At 28.7% G+C, this 24,264-nt stretch carries 26 protein-coding genes; all 26 read left to right on the forward strand.

Going from position 1 to position 24,264, the window contains the following annotated elements; all coding sequences use genetic code 11:
* The first annotated feature begins 106 nt into the window (after window positions 1-106).
* The 26 genes from V6137_RS04305 (at window position 107) to V6137_RS04430 (ending at window position 24,136) form a co-directional block, all read left to right on the forward strand.
* Window positions 107-937 (forward strand): hypothetical protein, encoded by an 831-nt coding sequence (locus tag V6137_RS04305; RefSeq protein WP_425446651.1) that lies wholly within the window; start codon window positions 107-109, stop codon window positions 935-937.
* 745 nt (window positions 938-1,682) lie between these two features.
* Complete coding sequence (locus V6137_RS04310; protein ID WP_425446652.1) at window positions 1,683-4,949, forward strand: hypothetical protein; 3,267 nt, start codon at window positions 1,683-1,685, stop codon at window positions 4,947-4,949.
* A gap of 84 nt (window positions 4,950-5,033) precedes the next feature.
* Window positions 5,034-5,222, forward strand: a complete 189-nt coding sequence (locus V6137_RS04315) for a hypothetical protein (RefSeq protein WP_425446653.1) — start codon at window positions 5,034-5,036, stop codon at window positions 5,220-5,222.
* A 21-nt stretch (window positions 5,223-5,243) separates the two neighbouring features.
* Complete coding sequence (locus V6137_RS04320) at window positions 5,244-6,788, forward strand: DEAD/DEAH box helicase family protein (RefSeq protein ID WP_425446654.1); 1,545 nt, start codon at window positions 5,244-5,246, stop codon at window positions 6,786-6,788.
* Between the two features lie 302 nt (window positions 6,789-7,090).
* Window positions 7,091-7,252, forward strand: a complete 162-nt coding sequence (locus V6137_RS04325; protein WP_425446655.1) for a hypothetical protein — start codon at window positions 7,091-7,093, stop codon at window positions 7,250-7,252.
* Window positions 7,203-8,432: a DNA modification methylase gene (locus V6137_RS04330; protein WP_425446656.1), complete on the forward strand. Its 1,230-nt coding sequence runs from the start codon at window positions 7,203-7,205 to the stop codon at window positions 8,430-8,432. Before V6137_RS04325 ends, V6137_RS04330 begins: the two co-directional genes overlap by 50 nt.
* A gap of 74 nt (window positions 8,433-8,506) precedes the next feature.
* Entirely contained in the window at window positions 8,507-8,707 is a 201-nt protein-coding gene (locus V6137_RS04335) for a hypothetical protein (protein ID WP_425446657.1), read from the forward strand.
* 27 nt (window positions 8,708-8,734) lie between these two features.
* On the forward strand, window positions 8,735-9,505 hold the full coding sequence (locus V6137_RS04340) for a hypothetical protein (protein WP_425446658.1): 771 nt from the start codon (window positions 8,735-8,737) through the stop codon (window positions 9,503-9,505).
* Window positions 9,506-9,578: 73 nt separating this feature from the next.
* Complete coding sequence (locus V6137_RS04345; protein ID WP_425446659.1) at window positions 9,579-10,235, forward strand: hypothetical protein; 657 nt, start codon at window positions 9,579-9,581, stop codon at window positions 10,233-10,235.
* Window positions 10,236-10,307: 72 nt separating this feature from the next.
* The gene (locus tag V6137_RS04350) at window positions 10,308-10,850 is read left to right on the forward strand and encodes a hypothetical protein (RefSeq protein WP_425446660.1); all 543 of its coding nucleotides are present in this window, start codon (window positions 10,308-10,310) and stop codon (window positions 10,848-10,850) included.
* Between the two features lie 187 nt (window positions 10,851-11,037).
* Window positions 11,038-11,886, forward strand: a complete 849-nt coding sequence (locus tag V6137_RS04355; protein WP_425446661.1) for a tyrosine-type recombinase/integrase — start codon at window positions 11,038-11,040, stop codon at window positions 11,884-11,886.
* A 149-nt stretch (window positions 11,887-12,035) separates the two neighbouring features.
* Entirely contained in the window at window positions 12,036-13,037 is a 1,002-nt protein-coding gene (locus tag V6137_RS04360; protein WP_425446662.1) for a hypothetical protein, read from the forward strand.
* Between the two features lie 56 nt (window positions 13,038-13,093).
* Complete coding sequence (gene terL, locus V6137_RS04365) at window positions 13,094-14,644, forward strand: phage terminase large subunit (RefSeq protein ID WP_425446663.1); 1,551 nt, start codon at window positions 13,094-13,096, stop codon at window positions 14,642-14,644.
* Window positions 14,645-14,750: 106 nt separating this feature from the next.
* The gene (locus V6137_RS04370) at window positions 14,751-15,182 is read left to right on the forward strand and encodes a Panacea domain-containing protein (RefSeq protein ID WP_425446664.1); all 432 of its coding nucleotides are present in this window, start codon (window positions 14,751-14,753) and stop codon (window positions 15,180-15,182) included.
* Window positions 15,183-15,188: 6 nt separating this feature from the next.
* Window positions 15,189-16,022 carry a hypothetical protein gene (locus V6137_RS04375; RefSeq protein WP_425446665.1) on the forward strand — a complete coding sequence of 278 codons (834 nt, stop codon included), beginning with the start codon at window positions 15,189-15,191 and terminating at the stop codon, window positions 16,020-16,022.
* A 57-nt stretch (window positions 16,023-16,079) separates the two neighbouring features.
* The gene (locus tag V6137_RS04380; RefSeq protein WP_425446666.1) at window positions 16,080-17,375 is read left to right on the forward strand and encodes a phage portal protein; all 1,296 of its coding nucleotides are present in this window, start codon (window positions 16,080-16,082) and stop codon (window positions 17,373-17,375) included.
* Entirely contained in the window at window positions 17,359-18,102 is a 744-nt protein-coding gene (locus tag V6137_RS04385; RefSeq protein WP_425446677.1) for a minor capsid protein, read from the forward strand. Before V6137_RS04380 ends, V6137_RS04385 begins: the two co-directional genes overlap by 17 nt.
* Before the next feature lie 63 nt (window positions 18,103-18,165).
* Window positions 18,166-18,783: a DUF4355 domain-containing protein gene (locus V6137_RS04390; protein ID WP_425446667.1), complete on the forward strand. Its 618-nt coding sequence runs from the start codon at window positions 18,166-18,168 to the stop codon at window positions 18,781-18,783.
* Between the two features lie 18 nt (window positions 18,784-18,801).
* The gene (locus tag V6137_RS04395) at window positions 18,802-19,632 is read left to right on the forward strand and encodes a phage major capsid protein (protein WP_425446668.1); all 831 of its coding nucleotides are present in this window, start codon (window positions 18,802-18,804) and stop codon (window positions 19,630-19,632) included.
* Between the two features lie 73 nt (window positions 19,633-19,705).
* Window positions 19,706-19,855, forward strand: a complete 150-nt coding sequence (locus V6137_RS04400) for a hypothetical protein (protein WP_425446669.1) — start codon at window positions 19,706-19,708, stop codon at window positions 19,853-19,855.
* 8 nt (window positions 19,856-19,863) lie between these two features.
* Window positions 19,864-20,172, forward strand: a complete 309-nt coding sequence (locus V6137_RS04405; protein WP_425446670.1) for a phage head-tail connector protein — start codon at window positions 19,864-19,866, stop codon at window positions 20,170-20,172.
* A complete protein-coding gene (locus V6137_RS04410; protein ID WP_425446671.1) occupies window positions 20,172-20,435 on the forward strand; it encodes a hypothetical protein in 264 nt (87 codons plus the stop codon). The genes V6137_RS04405 and V6137_RS04410 overlap by 1 nt, the downstream gene beginning before the upstream one ends.
* Before the next feature lie 9 nt (window positions 20,436-20,444).
* Window positions 20,445-21,320, forward strand: a complete 876-nt coding sequence (locus V6137_RS04415; RefSeq protein ID WP_425446672.1) for a hypothetical protein — start codon at window positions 20,445-20,447, stop codon at window positions 21,318-21,320.
* 97 nt (window positions 21,321-21,417) lie between these two features.
* The gene (locus tag V6137_RS04420; RefSeq protein ID WP_425446673.1) at window positions 21,418-21,546 is read left to right on the forward strand and encodes a hypothetical protein; all 129 of its coding nucleotides are present in this window, start codon (window positions 21,418-21,420) and stop codon (window positions 21,544-21,546) included.
* Between the two features lie 192 nt (window positions 21,547-21,738).
* Window positions 21,739-23,310 carry a recombinase family protein gene (locus V6137_RS04425; RefSeq protein ID WP_425446674.1) on the forward strand — a complete coding sequence of 524 codons (1,572 nt, stop codon included), beginning with the start codon at window positions 21,739-21,741 and terminating at the stop codon, window positions 23,308-23,310.
* Window position 23,311: 1 nt separating this feature from the next.
* Window positions 23,312-24,136 carry an ATP-binding protein gene (locus V6137_RS04430; RefSeq protein WP_425446675.1) on the forward strand — a complete coding sequence of 275 codons (825 nt, stop codon included), beginning with the start codon at window positions 23,312-23,314 and terminating at the stop codon, window positions 24,134-24,136.
* The last annotated feature ends 128 nt before the right edge of the window (window positions 24,137-24,264 follow it).

Consider the following 24,264-nt stretch of genomic DNA (forward strand, 5'->3'; position numbering starts at 1 on the left):
ATTAAAACGATGGCAAAATGTAAAATGCTTTTTGAAATAGTCGAAAATTTTTTTGAAATAGTCGAAAATTTTTTTGAACATATTTGAATTATTGAGGAGTGGGAAAATGATATTTGACATAACATCTCAATTAACTAGCCGAGAATTTTTATGCAGTTTTCTAGAAATAGATAATAAAGAGGTAGATACTTTTATTGAAAAGGTTGATGATCATATTTGTGTTGATTCATTTCTTGACTATGTAGGTAGGTCATTAGAAAACAGAGATATTAGTGACATGTATCTATCTGTAATTCATATTACTACTAATGATGATGAATGCCAAACAATCAGAGATATTGGACTTGTTAATCTTCAACAAGCATTGACTATGGATACCCCTCTAAGACGATATCTGAAACGCTACAATATTCAGTTCGATATATACAATCACCTTATGTGCATCAATAACAACTGTCATGAAATAACGTATGACTCATCATTTTTTGAGACTGAAACAGCTATTGGGAAACTGAATAGTGTGGCTAGGAAAATATATTTTGATCACCAGATAAACGGCTTTTTTTGTGTAAGAGATGCAAAAGGTTATGGTGGATATGTTCATTTGAGACCTGAGATAATTTACGATATAGCTCAGTTAGGAAGCAATCCTTATGATTTTGAGCGAATGTGGATACAAAATAATAAACCGTATCTGATCAAGTTTAATGCACCTGTAGAGTACTTTACATATTACTCATTCTACGGGGATATAGACGAATTCAAAGAAGATTACGGGGATAAAATGGAATTAAAGAAATGGTTAGTTAAAAATGCTTTATTAGTTAACTGGGAATACTATAATTTTGGCGAGTGTCCGCATGAAATCATGGCGTACCTGAAACCTGAAGTATCTATACCATTTAAACTTATTACTGATATACAGCCCATTCTATAAGAAAAATGTATTTATTTGAACCGATTACTGCTTTGCTTTTTAACATTTGAATAAAGATTATAGACAGATTTATTTAAATCTTAGTTTAAATTATAAGTAGCACTCTTGCTACTTTTTTTCTTTTCTAAAGATTTTCAATCCACGCTATAGAAATCATACATTGGAATATTATGTCTAAATAAGGGGTGCATAATAATATAAATAAAAAAACAAAACACATATCAAGAAATAATTTACAATTCCCCTATAATATGATAAACTTAAAATAGTTTCCAATTTATACCTAGAGGTAAATAAATGAAAAAGGAGATGAGATAAATGGGCATAGGAAACAAAATGAATAAAATAATAAAATTAGAAATAAAAACATGATTCAAATAAAGCATAAATAAAGAGTTAAAAAATACAAAAGTATTTTAAAATTAAATAAGTCAGCACCTGCTATCATTTTGTTTTCTATGCTCTAAATGATAGAAAGGGGCTACAACTATGGTAATCTTTTATGATACCTCTTAGTTGAATAAGTTTATAAAACCTGCAGTGATGGAGGTTTATTTGTGTTTTATAAATTTATTTGATTAGGAGGTTTTTTATTTGTAATTTGCTTTTTAAATGGAAGTGGTATATAGGAATATTGCTTCATTCCATTCGCAATATTCTCTTTTTGTGGCAGTATGATACTTTAAGGTATAAAAATTATAAAACTATAAAATAGTCTACGGACTTAAAATTGGAGGCTGATACAATGGATTTTGTAAAGGTTTTAAAGTTAACACAGGGGAATTTAGATTCTAATGATAAAGTCACAGATATTAAGGATGATAATATAACGAGAATAAGTAGATATAATTTTTTAATAAAAGCTCTAGAAACTTTTAACAATAAAAAATTTAATAGTGATGAATTAATTACACAATTTATCAAGATAAATCTTTCAGTAGATAAAGAAAAAGCAAAAGAGCAATGGTTTGATGGTGTAGAGTATGATGGACATATTTATAAGGCTTGGTTTGCTACAGTAGGTGGTATGAAAAAAGAAAATAATGGAATATGTGACACTATATTTATTAGGGAAGATTATGAAGGTTTTGCAGAGATAGTAGAAAGATTAATATCTTTAGATAAGTTTTCAGAACTTGAACAAGAAGAAAGGATAATCTGTATTAATAAAGATGTGATAAGTAGATTGAGTTTAATTACTTCTGATCTAATCACTGAAATAGATATGCCAAACTTTATTGTACTCCCAACGGCAACGATAGAGTGGGTAAGAGATTATAAAACTGTTAAACCAATTAAATATGAAGTAGAGGATAAAAAAGGCAATATGATAGAAAAGATTGATTATGAACTAGTAGATTACCACTTTGACACCAAGAAGATTGATGAAGATGGAGAAAAAATTGATGAAATAGAAGCTTTTGATGGTGGAGGAATAGCAACTCCTAAAGTCTTTAATAGTATTGGTAACTCTCTTAAAAGAGATGATATTGAATTTGCCATTATCAGAGGATATTCAAATGCTATGAAGGGTTTAATTACAAAGTTTGATATTATTAAATATTTAGATTCAATGTATGAAGGGGATACAGAATACTGTAGAAAGATAAATGGAAGGTATGAATTATTAGATAGATGGAATGATTGGCAAGTAGTGACTGATAATACTATGTTACTTAATGAGAGTATGGTTAAGTTAGCTAAGTATTTTGATGATATGAAGGATTATAAGGATAGACTTGAAAAGGTGGAACCTAAATATAAAGACATAATAAAAAAATTATATATAACTAAAGTTAATAAGCCAGATAAAGATATAGGAGATTATAGAAGGAGTAATTATCAAGTGATGAATTCATTGGCATTAACACTCCAAGATTATGCTGAGTTGACAAAGCAAGATAGAAAAGTATTTAAAAAAATATTAAAGCCCTTTGACTATGAGGCAACGACTAAAGAATTTATAGAGAATATAGATTATATTAAGTTATTCTATAATCAATGTGTTAATAGGGAAGTTGATGAAAGTGATGATGATTTTGAAGAGAAGATATTTGACAAGTGTAGTAATGTAGTGGATAAAAGTCATGAGTTAATAAATATTAATCCTGAATTTGTAAAACTAAACTATGTTAAAAGAAATCTAAGAAGGTTAATAGAGAAAAAAGTCAGAGAGTTAGCCTGTGGTAAGGTTACTATAAAAGCAAAATATCAATATATGGCTATAGATCCTATAAGTTATATGAACTTTGCTATGACTAGAAATCAAGGAACAAATGGCTTATTAGAAGGAGAGTTTTATAGTGGCGATTGCAAAGATGGAGATATTAGAACCATACAAAGATGTCCCCAGTCTGCCTATTCTGAAGTACATAATGTTAAATTCATTAGCAATAGTTTCTTAGATACATGGTTATGTAAGAGTAAAGAATTAATATATTTCAATCAAAAATCAGATATCCAAAACCTATTATCCTCAGCTGATTTTGATGGGGATGCTTGTACTGTAATAGATGAGCCTATAATAAGAAATACAGTGGTAACCCCTAAAGATGGTAAATACTTTATAGCACTTAATGATGGGAAAAAACAAGAATTGCCATATAACAAAGAAAATAGATTTGAAAGCACATATGAAGCAGCAGGAAATTTAATAGGAAAAATAGCTTTAAAAGCAGCAAATATTAATTGTGAATGTCAATTAGCACCTAGTTTCTATGATACTGTTAATAAAAAGTTTATTGATTGGTATGACCTTAAAGTAGAGTTTGACCTTGAGGAAAAAGGAGATGAATTTAAAGATTATATTAAGGAAAAAAAGGAAACTGGAGAGTTTGTTGAGGGTTGGAAACCAGAAAAAGAATTAAGACAACATATGAAAAATAAGTTTTATGAACATGAAAAAGAGATATATACAGTTTTATATAACTCTATGATGGCAATTGATGCTGTAAAAACATTAGTTTTTCCTACAAAGAAAGATTTAGAGATACTAGATAAAAAATATTATAAAAAGGTTAATTTTTTAAAGTATAGAGAGAATAACAAAGATGTAGATTTAGATCAGTATTATTATAGTAAAAATAACTTATTAGATAAATTCGCTAATTTATGTGTTCAAAATAAATTTTTAGATATTATAGAAAATAATATAAAGGATAGACCTAAGTTTTCCGATAGAAGTGATTTATTACAAAAGTGTTTTTCTAATGATAATTATGACAAAGATGATTATGATGCTTGTTATAAAGAAATAGAAAAATTATATGAAGATTATAATTCAGAAAGAAAAGTAGCAGAAAGAGAATGTAGTAAAGCTAATAGAAAGTTATATAAAGAAAAAAGATATTATCAAGATGAACTTGGAACTTGGGATAAATGGATTAAAGAGTCCCATGAAATTCAAAGAGAAGAAAATAAACAAGAGAAATATAAGAAATATAAGGAGATTGATAAAAAATATATTCCTATAGGTGAAAATATCATAGATAATTTTGATATGGCAACAATATGTGAATGTATTTCTAACCTATCAAAATGTACAGAGAACTTTATAATATCTTTATTTTGGAAGTGTTTTAGTTATGTACATAAAAAGGGAACTAATATGAGGTATATATATGAAAAATATACTGAGGAAGATGGTCAAAATAAAGAAAAATTTGATATTGAATATTTATATGAAAAGTATATAAGACAAGAGGTGAGAGGATTTAATAATAGTAATGTTATAGAAAATATTGCAACTGAAAATAAAGTAAGACTAGAATTAGAGAAAAAAGTGAGATTTAAAATGAATGAGTATAGTGTAGTTGATGAAATAGAAGAAGGATTAGAAAAGGGGGAATATAAACTAAGTTTAGATGATAATAGAATAGAATCGTTTGAAGAGTTTAAAGAATTAATAGAGGATAAAGATAGTCTAGCAGTAGTTGGCTTTCAAAAAAGAAAAGATGGGACAAATTCAATTGCTAAAACATCATTTGGTGTCATGGTTAAGGTTGAGGAATAGGGGCTTAACGCTCCGCTACCCCTATTCCCTTTTTGTGGAGCATGAATTATAAATAAATAAAAATTATAAGGAGGTCAATAAAATATGGATAATGGAACGATTGTAATATTATTAGAACGAATGGCAGGATGGCTTATGTTTAATAGGTTTCATAAACTAGGGGAAAAGAAAGATTTAAAAGATCTTAATAGAAAAATTTATATATTTAAAGATTCATCTAAATTAAGGCAAGCTATGAATGAGTATGAAAACTATAAACATATAGTTAATTAGAGGAAAGTGGGTGACATGTATATGGGGATAAAAGCAAAAAACAGCAATAAAAGAGTAAGTGAAGTAATTACTATTGATGAAATAAAGAAGTGGGATAAGGGCGATATAATAACAGTTAAGGCTGGAACAGGAAAAGGAAAAAGTTATTTTATTAAAAATTTATTATATGCATTTGCGAAGAAACGTAATAAGAAAATATTATTTTTAATACATAGGATAAATTGTGTAAATCAGTTTGAAAAAGAAATAATAAGAGACAAGAAAACAGATGTTATAGATATTAAAACATATCAGAAAATAGAAGCTTTATATAATAATCATAAAAAAAGTTTTAATTTTTCTGAATATGAATATATAGTTTGTGATGAATTTCATTATTTTATGAGTGATGCTGCATTTAATAAAACAACAGATATATCACTTAATTTAATACTTGAAGAGAATGATAAAACCAAAATTTTCATGAGTGCAACTGGTGACTACATGAAAGCCTATATAAATAATGTAAAGAATAAAGAAACAAATGATTATGAGCTTCCTATAAAATACGATTTTATAGAAGAATTGACTTTTTTTAATAAAGATGAAACTATAGAAAAATTTATTAAAAAAGCTATAGAGAAAAAAATTAAAACAATATTTTTTATACAATCTGCCACAAAAGCATATAATTTTTATAAGAAATATAAAAGGAATTGTTTATTTAATTGTGGTAAGTCAGATAAACATTATAAATATGTTGATAAGAATAAAATTGATAATATGCTTGAAAATGAAAGATTTGATGATTTAATATTAATAACAACAACTTGTATGGATGCTGGGGTTAACATTAAGGATGAAGAAGTGGAACATGTAGTCTGTGATGTTAAGGACATAGGAGTTTTAATTCAATGTATAGGGAGGAAAAGAATACAAAATAGTAAGGAAAAAATATATTTATATATAAAGACAATTACTAATAAACAGTTAGGGGGAATGAAGTCTCAATTGAAATTGAAAGTTGCAAAAGCTGACTATCTAAGAAAACATACGGTTAAAGAATATATACTAAAATATCCTAGACAAAATGATATTAATAATATTGTTTATGCTGATATTGTAGAGGAGGCAGATAAAAGTACTCATAAAGTAAATGAACTAATGTATTTTAAATGTATTTGTGATTGTGCTAATATTGGTACAATGTTATTTTATAAAAAATTTGGTTATTGTAAGTATATAGCAGATATGTTTGGATTTATCGATCAGCAAGGTTATCCTGATTATGATATAATTGATGAAAGATATAAGAAGAAGACATTAGAAGATTATCTGGAAAGTATTGTTGGTAAAAAATTGTATAGAAATGAACAAAAGAAATTAGCTAAAAGGGTTAATATAAAACGCAATGGAAGATTATTAAAGAGTGCAGAATCATTAAATAGTTGCTTTAAAGAGGAAAAAATCCATTACATAGTTGATAACAATAAGGGTAATGTTGATTGGAGAAGAAAACTAGAAGATGGATCTAACAATAAGTATCGTGGCAAAAAGTATTGGATAGTTTTTAAGTTAGTATCATAAGATGTTTGATTGGCAAGAAATTGGATGTAATGCTCTTTAAAGAACTTATCACCCTAAAAATTGCCAAGCATGAATTTACAAGTAATGTTAAAGAAATATTATACTATATAAAAAGAAAAATAAAAAACTATATGCAAAGGGGGTTTGGGGGAAATGCAAAAGACACGGAACGATAGTGGAGTGTCCTTTCCCCCAATAACATAGTAGAGTTAAAGAGTTGTTATTAACTATCTATTCCAACTGGAGTAGGTAGTTTTTTTATGTTTAAAATTAAATTAATTAAAGATAGGAGGATCTATACTATGGAAGTATTAGAAATGATAATGGAGGAGATAGGAAGAGTTAGCTTAGGGTTATGCGGACTCTTAGTATTGAGTTTTTTAATTGAAGGGATAGATAAGGGGGTAAAATGGGTTGCAAATAGAGTTAATAAAATTAGAAAAGCTAATTCCATACGCAAATAATGCAAGGAATAATGAAAAAGCAGTTGATAAGGTTGCTAATAGTATAAAAGAATTTGGATTTAAAAATCCCATATTGATAGATACAAATAATGAAATTATAGCAGGACATACTAGACTATTGGCTGCTAAAAAACTAGGATTAAAGGAAGTTCCTACAATAAAAGTAGATGATTTATCACCTGAACAAATTAAAGCTTTCAGAATTGCAGATAATAAAACAGCAGAGTATAGTGAATGGGATTTTGAATTATTGGCTAAAGAATTAGAAGAGTTAAAAATAGAGGGATATTCATTAGACTTAACTGGATTTGATTTTAGTGAAGCTGAAAAATTAATGGATGAATTTAAAGGAGAAAATGAATCAGATGGAATGGAAGATGAAACAGTTCCAGAACCACCTAAAAATCCAATTACAAACAGAGGTGACATTTGGCTACTTGGTAAACACAGATTAGTGTGTGGTGATAGTACAGTTAAAGAGGATATGGAAAAATTAATGGATGGAAAGAAAGCAAATTTAATTGTTACAGATCCACCCTATAATGTGGATTATACTGGAAAAACTAAAGATGCATTAAAGATTGAAAACGATAAAATGGATAATGATAGTTTTTATAATTTTTTATATGATGCCTTTACTAGATTGTATGAGGTGGCTGATGCTGGAGCAGGAGTATACATATTTCATGCAGATAGTGAAGGATTAAATTTTAGAAAGGCTATGATAGAATCAGGTTTTAAATTGGCTCAATGTTGTATATGGGCAAAACAAACAATGGTCATGGGGAGGCAAGATTATCATTGGCAACATGAGCCTGTGTTATATGGATGGAAACCTACAGCTGGGCATTATTGGAATAGTGACAGAAAGCAGACAACATTATGGCATTTTGATAGACCATTTAGAAATGAATTTCATCCGACCATGAAGCCAGTAGATTTAATATGTTATCCAATAAAAAATTCAAGTAAGATTGGTGATTTGGTACTTGATAGCTTTGGTGGTTCAGGTTCTACTTTAATGGCTTGTATAGAAACCGATAGAATATGTTATACCATGGAATTAGAAGAAAAGTATGCAGATGTGGTAGTGAATAGATATATTAATAAAATGGGAAGTGATGATATCTATTTAATAAGGGGTGGAGAGAGAATTTCATATAATGAAATAAAAGAATAATTCCTTTGATGTATTGATTTAGCTGTGTTTGAGAGGTATGATGTGAGCACCAATTAAATATGGAGGTGCTTATGATGAAAGAATGGCTTATTAAAACTACCTTGCAAGGATTGATATTTACTGCTAGGGAGAAGCAATGTGTTCTTGGAGAGGATGCTAAGAAAGATATCAAGCAGATTAAGGAGATGTGTGAGGAGTTGGTGAGGTTTTGGGATTTGGATGAAGGATTTATTGATGAATTTTATATGGAAGTAGAGAGTATGGGGGCTGAGTAATCAGTTCCTTTTTTACTTGAGAATATCATGAATATGATGTATAATTATGGAAATAAAATAAACATTTTGAATTATAATATGATATGTGAGGAGATAAAAATGCAAATTGATAATTTTATTGATATTAATAACGAAGTAAATAAAAATTATATAGACTTTTCTATAGAACCTAAAATAAAAACTCCAGTTGGGGAAATACTCATTAATTTATATTTAGATAATGAAATGTTTAGTATTAAAAATTTTAATATATTTAAATATAAAAGTGGTTATCTATTTCATTGTGAATCAAAAATGTTTTTAGTACAGTTGTTAATTATTGAAGAAGATAAACAAGTTACTGATGATATAAGGGTTGACGGTAGATATAGTATTAAGTGGAGAATTAAAGCTTATGATGAAATAAAGAATTTGAAATTTGAAACTAAAATAAATGAAAAAAACAGATGGAAAGATGCTTATAGTGATAGTGGAGAATGGATGGCAGCAAAAACATGGGATAATGGCGAGAGAATGATAACAATAGCTACAGAAGATGAAGATAGTTTAGAAGGAAGAGCTAGAAACGACAATTGGATACCAATTAGATTAAAAGATATATTTATTGAACCGAAAAATGGGTACATAATAGTATATACACCTGAGTATACGGATGATGGTATGATAGTAGAATTTCCGAATCTATTAAAGGATGAAAAAGTTTTGGTCGAATTTGGGGTATCATGGTATCAATATAAAAATGATAATGAATTTGAATTTATTAAAACATGGTATGGTGCAGATCCAAGCTTACTATAATAATAAAGTATATTTCTAAGTTGTCCATTTCCTTTTACTGGTATATAATTATTGGTGAAAGGGGATGGAGACTATGGATATTGAAGAAGTTGTTTTAAGAGAATTACCATTAGGAGAGGGATTTAACTACAAAACTCTTTACAATGACGATAGAGGAGCAGTCCATAAGGAAGAATACAAAGGATTACTTTATAGTTGTTTAAAAGAAAAAGTAATTGAAGTAAAAAAATATTTAGTGGAAGAGAAAGTAGCATCAATGGTATTTTATGATATTGCTGATAGATCTGGTAAAGAAGAGCATCAGTTAAAAGAGAAGTTAAAAGAGTATCATCAAGAGAGTTATTATAATGTTGCTCCATTCATATATTTATTAGAGAAAATTGAACCTAATTATAAACTGAGTAGTAAAAGAGAAGAATATAAAGATCCTATGTTAGAATATCCAGATAATATTATTATAGGACATAAGTTTGAAGGAACAAATGCTTTTACTAGACTATTTTTAAAAGATAGCAAAATAGCAATTAATTCATTTAATGATAATATAGAAAATTTAATGGATACATTAGAACTTGACGGTATATCAGTTTATGTACTTGATGTTGAAAAATTTGGTCATAGAGAACAAGATATTGTATTATATAAATTAACAAAAAGAAAAGAGTTTAATAAATTAAAATATGAGGCTCAACATAAGTTTTTAGAAGAAATATCAAAGCATAAATTATAATACTAAAAAGAGATGTTAGACAACCTAATATCTCTTTTTCTTTGCTGAAAATAGAAGGAGGTGAGGTGATAATTGAGTAGAAAAGGAATACCAAATAATATAACTAAGTGGGATACTCATGTGGCACCTCGATTATCTGACATTAAAAGATGGATAATTGAAGGAGCTACTGATAGAGAGATTTGTGATAAGTTAGATATCAGCCATGACACATGGTATAGATATATGAAAGAGCATAAAATACTATCTGACCTCGTTTCCATGGGGAAGTCTGTTATGGATTCTCGAGTAGAAAAAGCACTTTTTAAATTAGCATTAGGTTATGAGTATGAAGAAATAAAAACTATAGTTGAAGAAGGAAAGAATGGTAAAAAGAAAACTAGGATAGAAAAGGTTAAAAAATATCAACCACCAAATGCTACAGCTTTATCCTTTTGGTTAAGGAATAGACAACCTGAAAAATGGAATGAAAGAAAAGAGGTTATAATAGATACTAAAGAAAATGAAGAAGCAAGAAAGAAACTATTCCTTGAAATGATAGATGATGATATTGTTGAAGCTGAATATTCAGAAGTAGAGAATAAAAAGCTAGAATCATCTAAAGAAGAACAGTAAGATAATAAGTAGTATAAAGATTATGTATTCAGTTTTTAGGGAGATAAATGCCCTTTTCATTGCAATTATTAGTCTAAATTAGCCTGAACTGACTACATAATGACGGTTATGTATTGAGTTTTATCTTTACTTTCAGTACCTATAGAGGTAACATTAACACACCAAATAAAGTGTGGAGGTGCTGAGTATGGCTTATATAAAGGCTTTTAAGCAGTATCTATTAGGTCAAGACAAAAGTGATAATACTATGTCTTGTTACGTTAGGGATACAAAAGTTTTTATTAATTGGTACAGTAGCCGAACTGATTATGGATTGGATAAACTTATAGAACTAGATGCAGTTGAATATAAAAAGTATCTGCAAAATGGTTCTGATTCAATCATAACTGTAAATAGGAAGATTGCAAGTGTAAATTCCTTTTTAGGTTGGCTATATAGGGAAGGAAAAGTTGAAAGGGAACTTAGTATTAAACCTATTAAAAACAAGGACACGAAGCAATATAAAGGCTTAGATGATAAAGAGTTAAGGAAGATTAGAGCAGAGATACATAGGTCAGAAGATAAGATGCATATAGCTATAATAGAATTACTACTTGGAACTGGAATCAGGGTAAGCGAATTAGTAAATATTAAACTGACAGATATAGAAATATCCCCTAGAAAGGGAAAAATATTAGTGCTTGGAAAAGGAAATTCAGTAAGAACTGTTCCTTTGAATAAGGATATTAGAAAAGCTATTACTGAATATTTGGAAGTTAGAAGGAAATCAAAAGATGAACACTTATTAATAGGGCAAAGAGGAGCATTGAAAAGAAATGCTATCAATCTAATATTGAAGAAGTATGGTGCTAGAGTAGGTATTAAAGTAACTCCCCATAAATTAAGACATACACTTGGATATAAGCTGGTGAAGAAAGGTAAAGCTATAACAACAATCCAACAGATATTTGGACATGACAATATACAGACCACTAATATATATACCTTAACTACTGAAAAAGATAAGAGAGAAGCACTTGAAGGATTAGAATGGTAAATAACCATTCTTTTTTTGCTTCTAAATGGGAGGGGTACTTCTATTTTGAGGAGAATGGTAGTCAGTAGATGGTGTAGAAATTTTTGACAAATAATTATGATATCGTATATAATTAATCAATAAAACAGATTTTTTAGATGGAGGAGAAAATGGAAACTACATATATTGAGTCAACATTTGAAAAACTTATACCTAATAAGTTACCATATAATATTTTTTGGGTTATTTTATCAGTATTAACATATTGTATTTCAGAATTAATTCTTTTTTTGTTTCATGAAGATAGATATTTTGTATTTCAATTGTTAATAATAGGAGGAGTGTTAACTTGGCCTATTTTTTATAGAATCTATTCTAAAAAATTTTATGATTTATTCAAAGATATAAAGGCGATATTTTGGGAAAATGATAATGATGCTAATGAGTGGTATGTAAATAATTCTAAAAGAATATTTGCTCTCAATACAATAGTGTCAAAACTTTTAGTATTACTTTTGATGGTATTAGGGATTTTGACATTAATATATTTAGGCTTACCTTTTAATAATACTAGCGTTAATGTTATGGCTGTAATAGGATTTCTTGTAATATACTTTATAGCTATTAACTCTGTTAATATTATGGTGCAGATGTTTATAACACTATATAAATTGTCTGAATTGGTTCCTAAAGTTGGTTTTTACCGTTATTCGCATCCAGCATTTTTAAAAATTAAAAAATTATACTTAGAGTTTGGAGTAGTTACTAGTATTATATATTTTGGACTTGTACTTAGTTTTAATTGCAGTCCATATAATATGAATCTTGTTTTGTTAGCGTGGTTGTCTTCTATTGCTATTCTACCTTTAGGGATGTATGTTTGTGCTTCGCTACTTTCAAAAAAGATAATATTAAAAGCAAGAGAATATCAAACAGATAAAATTGATTCAAAGATAGAATCACAATATAAGAAGTTAGAAAAAGAAGCTGATATGGATGATATTATTAAACTTAAAAACTATATGGATATCAAAAATAATCTACTGAAATATCAAATAACTCAGAATAAGATAAATTCGATTTTTGCATTAATTATAGCATTCATTAGTTTGGTGTCACAAATTATAACAATAATCAAAGGATTAGGGATCAAAGGTGTTTTTAGGGGGTAATAATTATTAAATATAAATTAGAATTACAACAACAGAATAAAATATTGAAACAATACATGGAGAAATATTTCTCTCAATCAAAGATAAAAGAACTAATAGAAACATTCACATTTTCAGAACTCCGTAAACTATTAGGAGAACTGGATATAGAATTCTTTGCTCTCTGTTACTTTCCTAAATACTTTGATAGACAATTTGGGAGATTTCACAGGGAGCTTTTTACTGAATTAAAATATATGCTAAATAATAAAGGGTTGATTGAGGCTTTTGGACTCCCAAGGGAGCATGGGAAAAGCACAATCAACTCATTTTTATTTCCCTTGTATTCTACACTATATAATAAATCACAATTCACATTGATAATATCAGCTACAGAACAAATAGCACTACCTTTTCTTGATATGATAAAGGATGAACTTGAAAATAATGAATTATTAAAAGAGGACTTCGGTGTTGAGAAAGGCAACAGATGGAATAATAATGAGATATGGATTAAAAGTAGAGGTGTACTTGATTCTTGTATTATGATTCGAGGAATAGATGGTTCGCTTAGAGGAATACATTATAAGCAGTATAGACCTAACTTAGTATTGTTAGATGATTTATTAAAGGATGATACAGCTAAATCAGAAACTAAGAGAGAACAAGTTAAAAGTACATTTAGAGATGTAGTTATTCCGATAGGAACTAAAGATACGAATATATTAGTAGTTGGTACAATTCTACATGAAGAGGATTTGATGTCTGATTTATTGAAAGGTAGAATACCAGGGGTTAGGAGTATAAAGAAGTCAGCTATTATAAATTGGTCAGCACGAGATGATCTTTGGAGTAAATGGGAAAAATCATATAATAATTTGAAGGACTTAGATAGGATAGAAACTGCTAAGTCTTTTTTTTATGTCCATAAACAAGAAATGCTAGAGGAAACAGAAATATTATGGGATGAATATTTAGATTACTATTATTTAATGTGCAAAAAGCAAAGCATGGGAGATAAATCTTTTTATAAAGAAATGCAAAATGATCCAAGAAGTACAGATGATTATGTGTTTCAGGATATTGGTTATTGGGAGAAGTTGCCTGATCTTGAGGAGATGGAAATTGTTATATATATTGACCCAGCAATAAAAGCTGGTAAGAGAAACGATTATAGTGCTATTACTGTATTAGGACAACATAGAAAAACGAAGCAGATGTATGTAATATATGGTAATATATATAAACTACTACCAGATGATTTATTTAAGGTAGCCATTGAAAAAATAGAAAATTATAGTCCAGATAAAATTGGCTTTGAAGTTAATCAAGCACAGAGTTATATGAAGCAGAAGTTTGAAGAGGAACTATGGAAAAATAAAATTTATATATCAGTTGAGGAGATAAATAGCAGAGGTAATAAGCATGAAAGAATTATGAGCCTTGAGCCAGATGTAAAGAAAGGACATATACTGTTCAATTCTTCCAATGTGAGTTATAATAATCAAGTAAGGGATTATAATAAATTTGCTAAAAATGATGATTCACCAGATAGCTTATATGGAGCAGTTCAATTAGTTCAAGGAGTACAGAAGTTGAAGTTTTATGATAGAAAGTTGCTGTTTTAAAGAAAAAAATACACTTAATATAGAAATTGGGGTATAATAGTAGTATAATGATTGGTATGGTTATTTGATTAAATCTAAGATTTGTAAATAAGGGAGGGACTTTAATATGAATAATCAATATTCTGCTTTAGAGATTGCAAGATATATTATTAATAAATGTACTGTAGAAAACTCTCCAATAAGTAATTTACAATTACAAAAGATATTGTATTTTTTACAGAAAGAATATCTTGTTAATAGAAATAGTGTTTTGTTTTCTGATGAAATTCAAGCTTGGCAATTTGGACCAGTAGTGCCAGAAGTATATTATCAATATTGTGGTTTTGGTTCAATGGCTATTACAATGAACTATGAAGTTGAAATAGGTGCTGATGACATTAGCATAATTGATCGTATTGTAAATGAAAAACGTTGTAAAAATCCATGGGACTTAGTTTCAGAAACACATGTCGATGGGAAAGCATGGGCTATAGTTTATCGTGATGGAATAGGAAATCATAGTATCATACCAACAGAATTAATAAGAACGAGAGGGTAGTAGGTTTTGGAAATTACAAATATAGATAAAAATAGAGATAAATTCAAAATGCTTTTATTTAAAATGGCTAAATCACAAGATATTTTGAGTACTCCTAAACAGAAAAGTGATGTCTATATTGAGTTAGAATCTATTTATTATGATTTGGATAACCCAGATGAATTTAGACACTTTTATTCTGATATTTTTGCAGTTATATCTCAGATAGATAAAGAACCACAGTTGGGAAATACAGAAATATTAAGTCAAAACATGGATATTATCAGAAGGGGGTATAAACCTCAAAATAAAGATGAAAATAAAGGCATACTTATAGATGTCAGCAAGCAGATTAATAAGTTATATGATCATATTAATTTAGATATAGCAAGGCTGAATTATTTTAAAACAATAGAATCTAGAACTCAAAGTGATTTGCAAAAAGTTAATGGAACTTTGAATAAAGTTGAAACATCAGTAAAAGAAATGGAGGACAATATAAAAAAAGCTGATGATATGGAAAAGCAGTATATTACTATACTTGGTATTTTTGCGGCGATTGTTTTGGCTTTTACAGGCGGGATAGCGTTTTCAACATCGGTATTAGAAAACATAGCAAATGCTAGTATATATAGGCTTGTATTTATTACAGTTGCATTGGCTTTCATCTTAAGTAATACAGTTTATATTTTAACTAGATTTATTTTAGAATTAAATAAGAAGGAAGATAAAGTCATAGATTATCCAAAATTTATGAAAAATTTAAATATTGTGTACATTGCAGCTATAGTAATACTAATTGTTTGTTGGTTATTTGATGTTAAAAAAGCTGCAGAATTGTTTAGAAATTGGATTTATTAAAGCTGTTTGTATTTGTATACAGATGGCTTTTTTTATTTTTTGAAAGGAGCTGATAATTTGCAAATAACAGAAAAGTTAATATTACAATGTCTAAAGGAACTTGAGAAAACAGCATTATCTAAGCAGAGATATCAAGATTATTATGAAGGAAACCATAATATCTTAAAAGACTACGCTATGCAGGACAGTAGAAGTAATATGAAGTTAGTTTTCAATTTTCCTAGGAAATTTGTTGATAATGAAACAGGCTACCTTTTGGGTAAGCCTGTTAATTTTGTGTCCAAAACTGATGATGAAGATATAATTGATGTTATTGACAAAAATATAAGTCATTGGGATAAGGAACATAATATTAATCTTAGAAAGGAAAGTGAAATATTTGGAGAAAGCTATGAGCTAGATTACATCAATTCAGATGGTGAGTTCTGTGCCACAATACTAAATCCACTTAATAGCTATGTATTAGAAGATGGGACTGCTGAAAGAAATTTACTATTAGCTATACATAAATTTAAAAGGAGATTTGATGATAAAACCTATCTTGATGTATATACAGATACTGAAATTATCCATTATGAAATAGAAAATAGAGATGGATTAAAGGAGATAGGGAGACATAGCCATATCTTTGGAAGAGTCCCTGTAATAGTATGTCCAGCCAATAGTGAAAGAAGAAGTGGATTTCAAGATGTAATTTCTTTATTTGATGCATATAACTCTATTAATTCAGATTTGTGTAATGAGATAGCTGATCATAGAAATGCTTATCTTGTAATTGAAAATGCAAAGATTGAAGAAGAGGATTTATTAAAGATGAAAAGTATGGGAATTATACAAGTACCAAAGGGTGGAGCTGTTAAGTGGCTTACTAAGGATATTAATGATTCCTTTGTAAAGAATGAACTAGATAATATTGAAAGAAAAATATATGATATGATGGATGAGGTGAATTTCAATGAAAACTGGGCTTCAAACACATCATCATTGGCACTTCGGAATAAACTTTTAAATCTTGAAAATAGAGTAGCAATGAGAGAAGCTATGATGGAAAAGGTAATTAGGCAAAGGCTTAAGAACCTTTTTATTTTTTTGTCTAAAAAAGAAGGTAAACAATTTGACTATAGAGATGTAGCAATTAAATTCACAAGAAATCTTCCAACAGATCTTGTGGGTCTTGCAGATGTAATAGTAAAACTTCAAAATGTATGTTCACAGGAAACCTTGCTTACATTATTGCCTTTTATAGAGAATCCAAAGGTAGAAGTGAGTAAATTCAAATCAGAGGAGGAGATGATAGATATTGATAATTGGAAAGAAGGTTTAAAGATTGGAGGAGGTGATACTAGAAACTAAACAGAAAGCAATAAAAAAAGTAGAGGATAAGATAAAGGATACCTATAAGGAACATGAAAAAATACTTAGTATATTTCTTTTATTATTAATAGATTACTTTGATAAGTATTCTATAGGAGAGAGGTTTTCAGTAAATAGGCATCAGAGAAGAGCAATACTAAAAGATGTTGAGAGAAGGATTATTAAGGAAATAAAAGCATTCGGATATAGAGAAGTTGAATTTAATAAAAGGGTACTAGGAGAGATTATAAAGGATACATATAAGAGTCATTATGATTTTATTGGAGGTGATAAGAATATATTATTAAATCCATTTTTAATTCAGGATATTATATTTAGAGATTATAAAGGCGATAGAATAGATAATCGTATTATAAATAATAAAAAGAAACTAGCTAATAGACTGTATAAAGGATTTGATAAAGCATTAATTAATAATGATACCCTAGGGGAAACTTCAAAGGAGTTAAAAGGAATATTTAACAAGTCAAAATATGAAAGCTATAGATTACTTATGAATGAACAAGCGAGAGTATTTAATGCAGTACAGACTAAAATATTTATAGATGAATCAACCATTGAAAAAGTTATGTGGGTATCGGTTTTATGTCCAAATACATGTCCATATTGTGAAATGATGGATGGAAGTGTATTTGACATAAATGATTCTAGTAGACCAGAAATACCAGCCCATGTTCTATGTCAATGTTACTGGATACCAGTATAGTAAAAAGATAATGTGTCTTTGGTTTTATAAGTCAAAGGGACAAAATACAAGGAGGAATTTATTATGAAATTTGAAGAAGTTAAAAATTATATTGAGGAAAATAGAGAATCAGAAGAAGTAAAATCATATCTTCAGGAGCTTAACTCATTAACTGTTGAAGGTGTGAAAGGTTTTATTGAATCAGATGAGAATGCTAAAAGTTGGCTTGATTCTATTAAAGATAAGCATTTAGCAAAGGGAATTGGAACATGGAAAAGTAACAATCTTGAAAAGCTTATAGATAAAGAAATTGAGTCAAGGTTTCCAGAGAAGGATGAAAAAGATATCGAAGTTGAAAAGCTTAAATCAGAAGTAGCAAATATGAAAAAAGAAAAGCAAAGGGAAGTTTTAACTAACAAAGCCATCAAAATAGCAAATGAAAAGCATCTACCACTTAGTTTGGTGGATTTTTTTATTGCTGAAAATGAGGAAGATACATCTAAGAATTTATCTGTTCTTGAAGATGTATTTAGTAAATCGGTTCAAGGTGAAGTTGAAAAAAGATTGAAAGGTGATGGTTATACACCACCAAAGGAAGATAACAAACAAACCTTTACATTGGAAGCTGTTAAAAACATGTCCCAAGAAGAAGTAAATAAAAACTGGGACAGTGTTAAAGAGATATTAAAAAATGAAAATTAGAAAGGATAAGGTGATAATATGTCAGTACAAAATTTTATACCAACTATATGGAGTGCAAGGTTAAATGAAAAATTTAAGAGAAATTTAGTATATGGAAACTGTGTTAATACAGATTATGAAGGAGAAATCAATGGACAGGGAAGTACAGTTAAGATTAATTCTATAGGTTCAGTTACAATAGGTGATTATGATAAAACTACTGGTGTTGGAAAACCAGAGGAGCTTAGTAGTGAACAAACATCATTAGTAATAGACCAAGCTAAGTATTTTAATTTCCAAGTAGATGACATTGATAAGGCACAGGCTAATGTAGATTTATTAGAGGGAGGAATAAAGGAAGCTGCTTTTGGACTTGCTAATACCTGCGATAAATACATAGCAGGATTTTATACAGAGGTAAAGGCAGGTAATATAATAGGAGATGATACAACACCTATTGTTCCAACTAAAAGTGATGCCTATGACTATCTTGTGGATTTGGGAGTTATATTAGATGAGAATGATGTTCCAGAAGATAATAGATTTGTTGTTGTTCCAGCATGGTTCTATGGGTTGCTTGTTAAAGATCCAAGATTCACAAAGGAAATGGATGTTATGAGAACTGGCTTTGTAGGTAATATAGATAATATGGCAGTATATAAATCAAACAATGTTCCAAATACTGCAGGAACAAAATATAAAATTATAGCAGGTCATAAAAGTGCAATTTCCTTTGCAGGACAAGTTGATTCAGTAGAAGCATATAGACCAGAATCACAGTTTAGTGATGCTATTAAAGGACTTGAAGTTTATGGTGCTAAGGTTATTAAACCAGAGGCATTAGCAATACTTATAGCAAATAAAGCTTAAAGATTTTATAAAGTATAAAACTTAGGGGTGTGCCTATTGGTACATCCCTTTAAAATTTGAAAGGAGTGATACTATGACATGGTATTTAAATAAAGAAACAGGAATGAAATGGGAAGTTACAGATGAGGAATTAATAAAAAGATTATCTAAGGATAAAAATTATGAGTTTATTAAAACAGCAAAGAAGAATTCTACAAAATCAAAGAAAACAAGTAAGAAGTAGGTGATAGTATGGATAATTTAATATTAATGAAAGAACTTTTAGGAATTGATACAGAGGATACTTCAAAGGATAGTATCCTCAATCATTTCTTAAATAAGGCAAGGAATATTATACTTACATATTGCAATGTAGATGAATTATCATCAGATTATGATGGTGTAGTTGTAGATTTTGCAGTATATCTATATAAGAATAAAAATAATACAGGAGTTATGAAGAAAATAGAAGGTGAGAGAAGTGTTACATTTGAAATAGGTCTTCCTGAGAATATAAGATTAGCATTGCCACTGCCTAAGATAAAGGTCGGTGGCTATTAATGTTTTATGATACAGAAATAAAGGTGCTCGATAAAAATTTAATGGAGGTCAAAACAATTATGGGAGATTTACAGCTTTTTTATAAGGTAATTAGATTTGAAGATGATATAGATGTAGTAATTAGAAATAGAGTGTTTTGTGATAGAGAATCTTGTATCAATAGTGGAAGTTATTTTTTAATAGAAGGGATTAGATATAAAGTTATTGATATCAAAAAGTGGAGTGACTATTTAGAAATACTAATATATGAATGTGGTGGGTAGGTGGTTTGATTGAAAAGAATAGATGATTATTTGGATTTTTTACTTCAGGAAAAAGGAGAAGATATTTTATTTAAAGGTCAGAATAAGAAAGCTATAATTTCAGATGCAAAAAATAAAATTAATTTTTATGATGATAAATTTATAAGAACAGATTTTGAAATAAAAACTGGAAATGTAATAACTTATCAAGATAGAAAATGGCTCATTATTAGTGAAGTGGATAAGAATAAAAAGTCATATAAGGCTAGAATGAGGAAAAGTAACTTTGATATTAATTTTATCATTAACAATGATGTAAAAAATATCAACTCTATAATAGAAAATTTAAAATTTACTCTAGATGACTCTAATGCAATACCCCTGGATGATTATGATATTAGAGTAATAATGGGAGATAGTGAAGTTACTGAAAATATAGATGTAAATGATCGTTTTATTAAAATGGGCAAGGCATGGAAAGTAGTAGGAATAGATAAAACTAAAAAGGGATTGCTGATACTAGAATGTAATAAAGATAGTTTTGTTAGTGGTGATGATAAAGAAAATGAGATAGCTAATGCAGATTCACTAAAACCACCTATTCCAACTACGGATTATAGCATTGAATTAGAACCTTCTATGACTGGTACTTATAATGATTTTAGAGTTATTATTGATTATGAAAATACATTTACTGCTAAAGTCAAAAATAATGACACGCTAGTTGATGAGCCAGTACAGTTTAGTATTACTGGAGATGTAAACCAACTAGAAATAATGTCCCAAACAGATAAAGAAATAACTTTAAAAGGCAAAGATTTTGGTAATATAACACTTACTGTAGCGTTGAAGAAGGATAATACAGTTACTATAAGTAAGGATATGCCGATAGAATACATTTATTAATGTCCTTTAATTAGGGCATTTTTTTATTTTTTGGACTTGTAGTGTAGATATAGGACAAATTGATAACTTCATATATATATTTCAAAGGGGGTTTTATATGAGAAAAAAGACAAAGTTTATTGTTAAAGAGACATTCGCCAATGAAAATCTAAGTGATATGAAAGATAACTTTATAGATAAATTTATAAATATAATCGTGAGATCGGAAATAAGTCAAAATCAATAATTTGGTTGGGGGATTACGAATCCCCCAACAACTAAATAAGAAGGAATCCCTCAATAACTAAAATAGGACTCCCACAATAATTATTAAAGTGAATAAATTAAGTTGAAGTATAACTATCTATTTGGGTATAATGGTGTTAAGGTAAGTAGGTAGTTATACTTCTGTTTTATTAAGGAGGTAACTACAAATACTATGGAAAAAGTAGCTATATATTGTAGGTTAAGCGATGAGGACAAAAATAAAACCAACGGTTATGATGATAGCCAGAGTATTGCAACTCAAAAGGCTATATTAACTAGGTATGTTAAAGAAAGAGGATGGCAGATAGGGGATATATATGTTGATGATGGATATACGGGATTAAACTTTGATAGACCTTCTTTTCAGAGGATGTTAAAGGATATTGAGGAGAAAAACTATACAGTAGTAATAACTAAAGATATGAGTAGATTAGGAAGGGATTATATTGATGTAGGGTATTATACTGAAAGATATTTCCCTGAAAAACAAATACGATATATTGCAATAGATGATAATGTTGATACTGAAATGGACTCAAATAATAATGATGTAGCACCTTTTAAAGCAGTAATCAATGATATGTATAGTAAAGACATCAGCAAAAAAATAAAAAGTTCCCTTAATTCAAGAAGACAAGAAGGAAAGTTTATAGGCTCTTTTGCACCATATGGATATAAAAAACACCCAGATAATAGGAATAGACTTATAGTAGATAAAGAAGTGGCTAATGTTATTAAACAAATTTATGATTGGTATTTGCTGGGAGTGGGAACACAGAAGATAGCCTATAGATTAAATGAAAGGGGAATTCCTAATCCAACATTTTATAAAAAACAGCAAGGTTTAAAATTTAAAAATTCTTCTCAAACAGATGCCTACGGTCTATGGAATAAAACTACAATTAGAAGAATATTGAAAAATCCAGTATACATCGGTCATATGGCACAAGGAAAAAGGAAAAAAGTAAATTATAAATCTAAAAAGGTGATACCAAATAAAAAAAACAATTGGATTTTGGTGGAAAATACCCATGAAGCTATAATAGATGAAGAAACTTTTAAACTTGTTCAAAATAGATTGAAAACTAGGAGTAGAAGTACAGGAACTGGTAAAGCACACCTATTTGCAACTAAATTAAAATGCTTAGACTGTGGTAGTACACTGTATAAAATTAAAGCAGGGAATGGATATGAATATTTAAGGTGTAAGTTATATGCTAGAGATCCTAAGAAAAAGTTATGCACTAGCCACAGTGTTAGATTAGATAACTTGATTGAAGTTGTAGAGAGTAGAATAAGAGAATATATAAAAATGTTAGATGATGAGAGTAATCTAGAAAATAGGTTAAGTGAAAGAGAAGAGTTTCAAGAGAGGGTATCTAATTTTAAAGATGAATTGGTTGGAATAGAAACACGGATAAAGGAAAAAGAGAAAATGATGAAAAACTTATATATTGATAAGGTAAAAGAGTTAATAACAGAGGAGCAATTCATCCAGTTGAATAAGGAGTTCAGTAGTGAAAAAGATAAACTTCTTGAAAGGAAACGGGAAATAGAAAGTAAAATTTATAATATTAAATCAAAATCCAGCAATGTTGGTAAATGGATAGATATTGTAATGAAGTATAAAAACTTCGATAAACTAACCCATGTAATGGTTAATGAATTAATTGATTACATTGAGATAGGACAAAAAAATAGAAAAATAGGAGAACAGATAATCAATATACATTGGTTATTCTAATTTGTGTTTAAGAACCCCTTCACATGTAGTAGATCCCAAAAATCCAGGAGCCGTAGATGAAATAATCCATTTAGGAGACTATTGGGATGTAGATAAAATGGAATCAAATAAGTTTGATATATTAGAGAGTATAGAAAGAAACGGTAAATTCTATAAAAGGGCATATAAATACTTAGGAGCAGCAAGACTTATAATAGAGGATATAATATGGAAGATAGGAGAAGCAATGGATTTTGGTAAGATTAATCTTTTAACTTATAAATTAATAAAAGATATATTTAAAGATATGGAGATAAAAGAATTTACGGGAAAAGTAAGAGAACTATTTGGTAGTGCCTATACTCCGGAAGGTTGGGTTGAGTATACTGATACTTTATTACAAAATCTAAGGGAGATATATTATATAACTGGAGAAATTGGAACAGGTAAATCTACATTATTAGAAAAAATATATAAAGAAGGGGTTATTAGAGGCTTAGATGTAGAGGTATATCATAGTCCTCTTATACCAGAGAAAATAGAAACTATTATAATAAAGGAATTAGGTATTGGACTTACAGTAAGTGATAAGGCTAAAAAATTTGAGTATAGTGAAATAGATTTAGACGAATATTTAGATAGGGATAGATTAAAAGTATATGATAAAGATATAAAAGATGATAAAAAAGTATTTGATGAGTTATTAGATGTGGCAATATCAAGTTTATCAAGTGCTAAGAAAAATCATGATGGTATAGAGGAATATTATGTTCCTAATATGGATTTTGATAAGATAGAAAAACTTAGAAAAGGGATAATAGATAGAATGTTAAGTTATGATGAGTAAGGGGGCTGTCGGAAAATAGCAAATTTTAACTCGCCAGACCACAAATAAAGAAAAATGCTTAAGAACTTAATTTTAACTAGAAGTAAGTTTTTAAGCATTTTCTATTTTTTGACAAGAAAATTATTTCT

It is taken from the genome of Dethiothermospora halolimnae (assembly GCF_037577855.1).
Taxonomy (GTDB): domain Bacteria; phylum Bacillota; class Clostridia; order Tissierellales; family VENL01; genus Dethiothermospora; species Dethiothermospora halolimnae.

What these genes read in the sequence shown, in the direction of transcription:
- V6137_RS04420 (WP_425446673.1), top strand. Translation starts at nt 21,418, where the DNA reads ATGAGAAAAAAGACAAAGTTTATTGTTAAAGAGACATTCGCCAATGAA.
- terL (WP_425446663.1), top strand. Translation starts at nt 13,094, where the DNA reads ATGGAGAAATATTTCTCTCAATCAAAGATAAAAGAACTAATAGAAACA.
- V6137_RS04425 (WP_425446674.1), top strand. Translation starts at nt 21,739, where the DNA reads ATGGAAAAAGTAGCTATATATTGTAGGTTAAGCGATGAGGACAAAAAT.
- V6137_RS04305 (WP_425446651.1), top strand. Translation starts at nt 107, where the DNA reads ATGATATTTGACATAACATCTCAATTAACTAGCCGAGAATTTTTATGC.
- V6137_RS04390 (WP_425446667.1), top strand. Translation starts at nt 18,166, where the DNA reads ATGAAATTTGAAGAAGTTAAAAATTATATTGAGGAAAATAGAGAATCA.
- V6137_RS04345 (WP_425446659.1), top strand. Translation starts at nt 9,579, where the DNA reads ATGGATATTGAAGAAGTTGTTTTAAGAGAATTACCATTAGGAGAGGGA.
- V6137_RS04410 (WP_425446671.1), top strand. Translation starts at nt 20,172, where the DNA reads ATGTTTTATGATACAGAAATAAAGGTGCTCGATAAAAATTTAATGGAG.
- V6137_RS04395 (WP_425446668.1), top strand. Translation starts at nt 18,802, where the DNA reads ATGTCAGTACAAAATTTTATACCAACTATATGGAGTGCAAGGTTAAAT.
- V6137_RS04400 (WP_425446669.1), top strand. Translation starts at nt 19,706, where the DNA reads ATGACATGGTATTTAAATAAAGAAACAGGAATGAAATGGGAAGTTACA.
- V6137_RS04405 (WP_425446670.1), top strand. Translation starts at nt 19,864, where the DNA reads ATGGATAATTTAATATTAATGAAAGAACTTTTAGGAATTGATACAGAG.
- V6137_RS04370 (WP_425446664.1), top strand. Translation starts at nt 14,751, where the DNA reads ATGAATAATCAATATTCTGCTTTAGAGATTGCAAGATATATTATTAAT.
- V6137_RS04335 (WP_425446657.1), top strand. Translation starts at nt 8,507, where the DNA reads ATGAAAGAATGGCTTATTAAAACTACCTTGCAAGGATTGATATTTACT.
- V6137_RS04325 (WP_425446655.1), top strand. Translation starts at nt 7,091, where the DNA reads ATGGAAGTATTAGAAATGATAATGGAGGAGATAGGAAGAGTTAGCTTA.
- V6137_RS04315 (WP_425446653.1), top strand. Translation starts at nt 5,034, where the DNA reads ATGGATAATGGAACGATTGTAATATTATTAGAACGAATGGCAGGATGG.
- V6137_RS04320 (WP_425446654.1), top strand. Translation starts at nt 5,244, where the DNA reads ATGGGGATAAAAGCAAAAAACAGCAATAAAAGAGTAAGTGAAGTAATT.
- V6137_RS04360 (WP_425446662.1), top strand. Translation starts at nt 12,036, where the DNA reads ATGGAAACTACATATATTGAGTCAACATTTGAAAAACTTATACCTAAT.
- V6137_RS04340 (WP_425446658.1), top strand. Translation starts at nt 8,735, where the DNA reads ATGAATATGATGTATAATTATGGAAATAAAATAAACATTTTGAATTAT.
- V6137_RS04310 (WP_425446652.1), top strand. Translation starts at nt 1,683, where the DNA reads ATGGATTTTGTAAAGGTTTTAAAGTTAACACAGGGGAATTTAGATTCT.
- V6137_RS04355 (WP_425446661.1), top strand. Translation starts at nt 11,038, where the DNA reads ATGGCTTATATAAAGGCTTTTAAGCAGTATCTATTAGGTCAAGACAAA.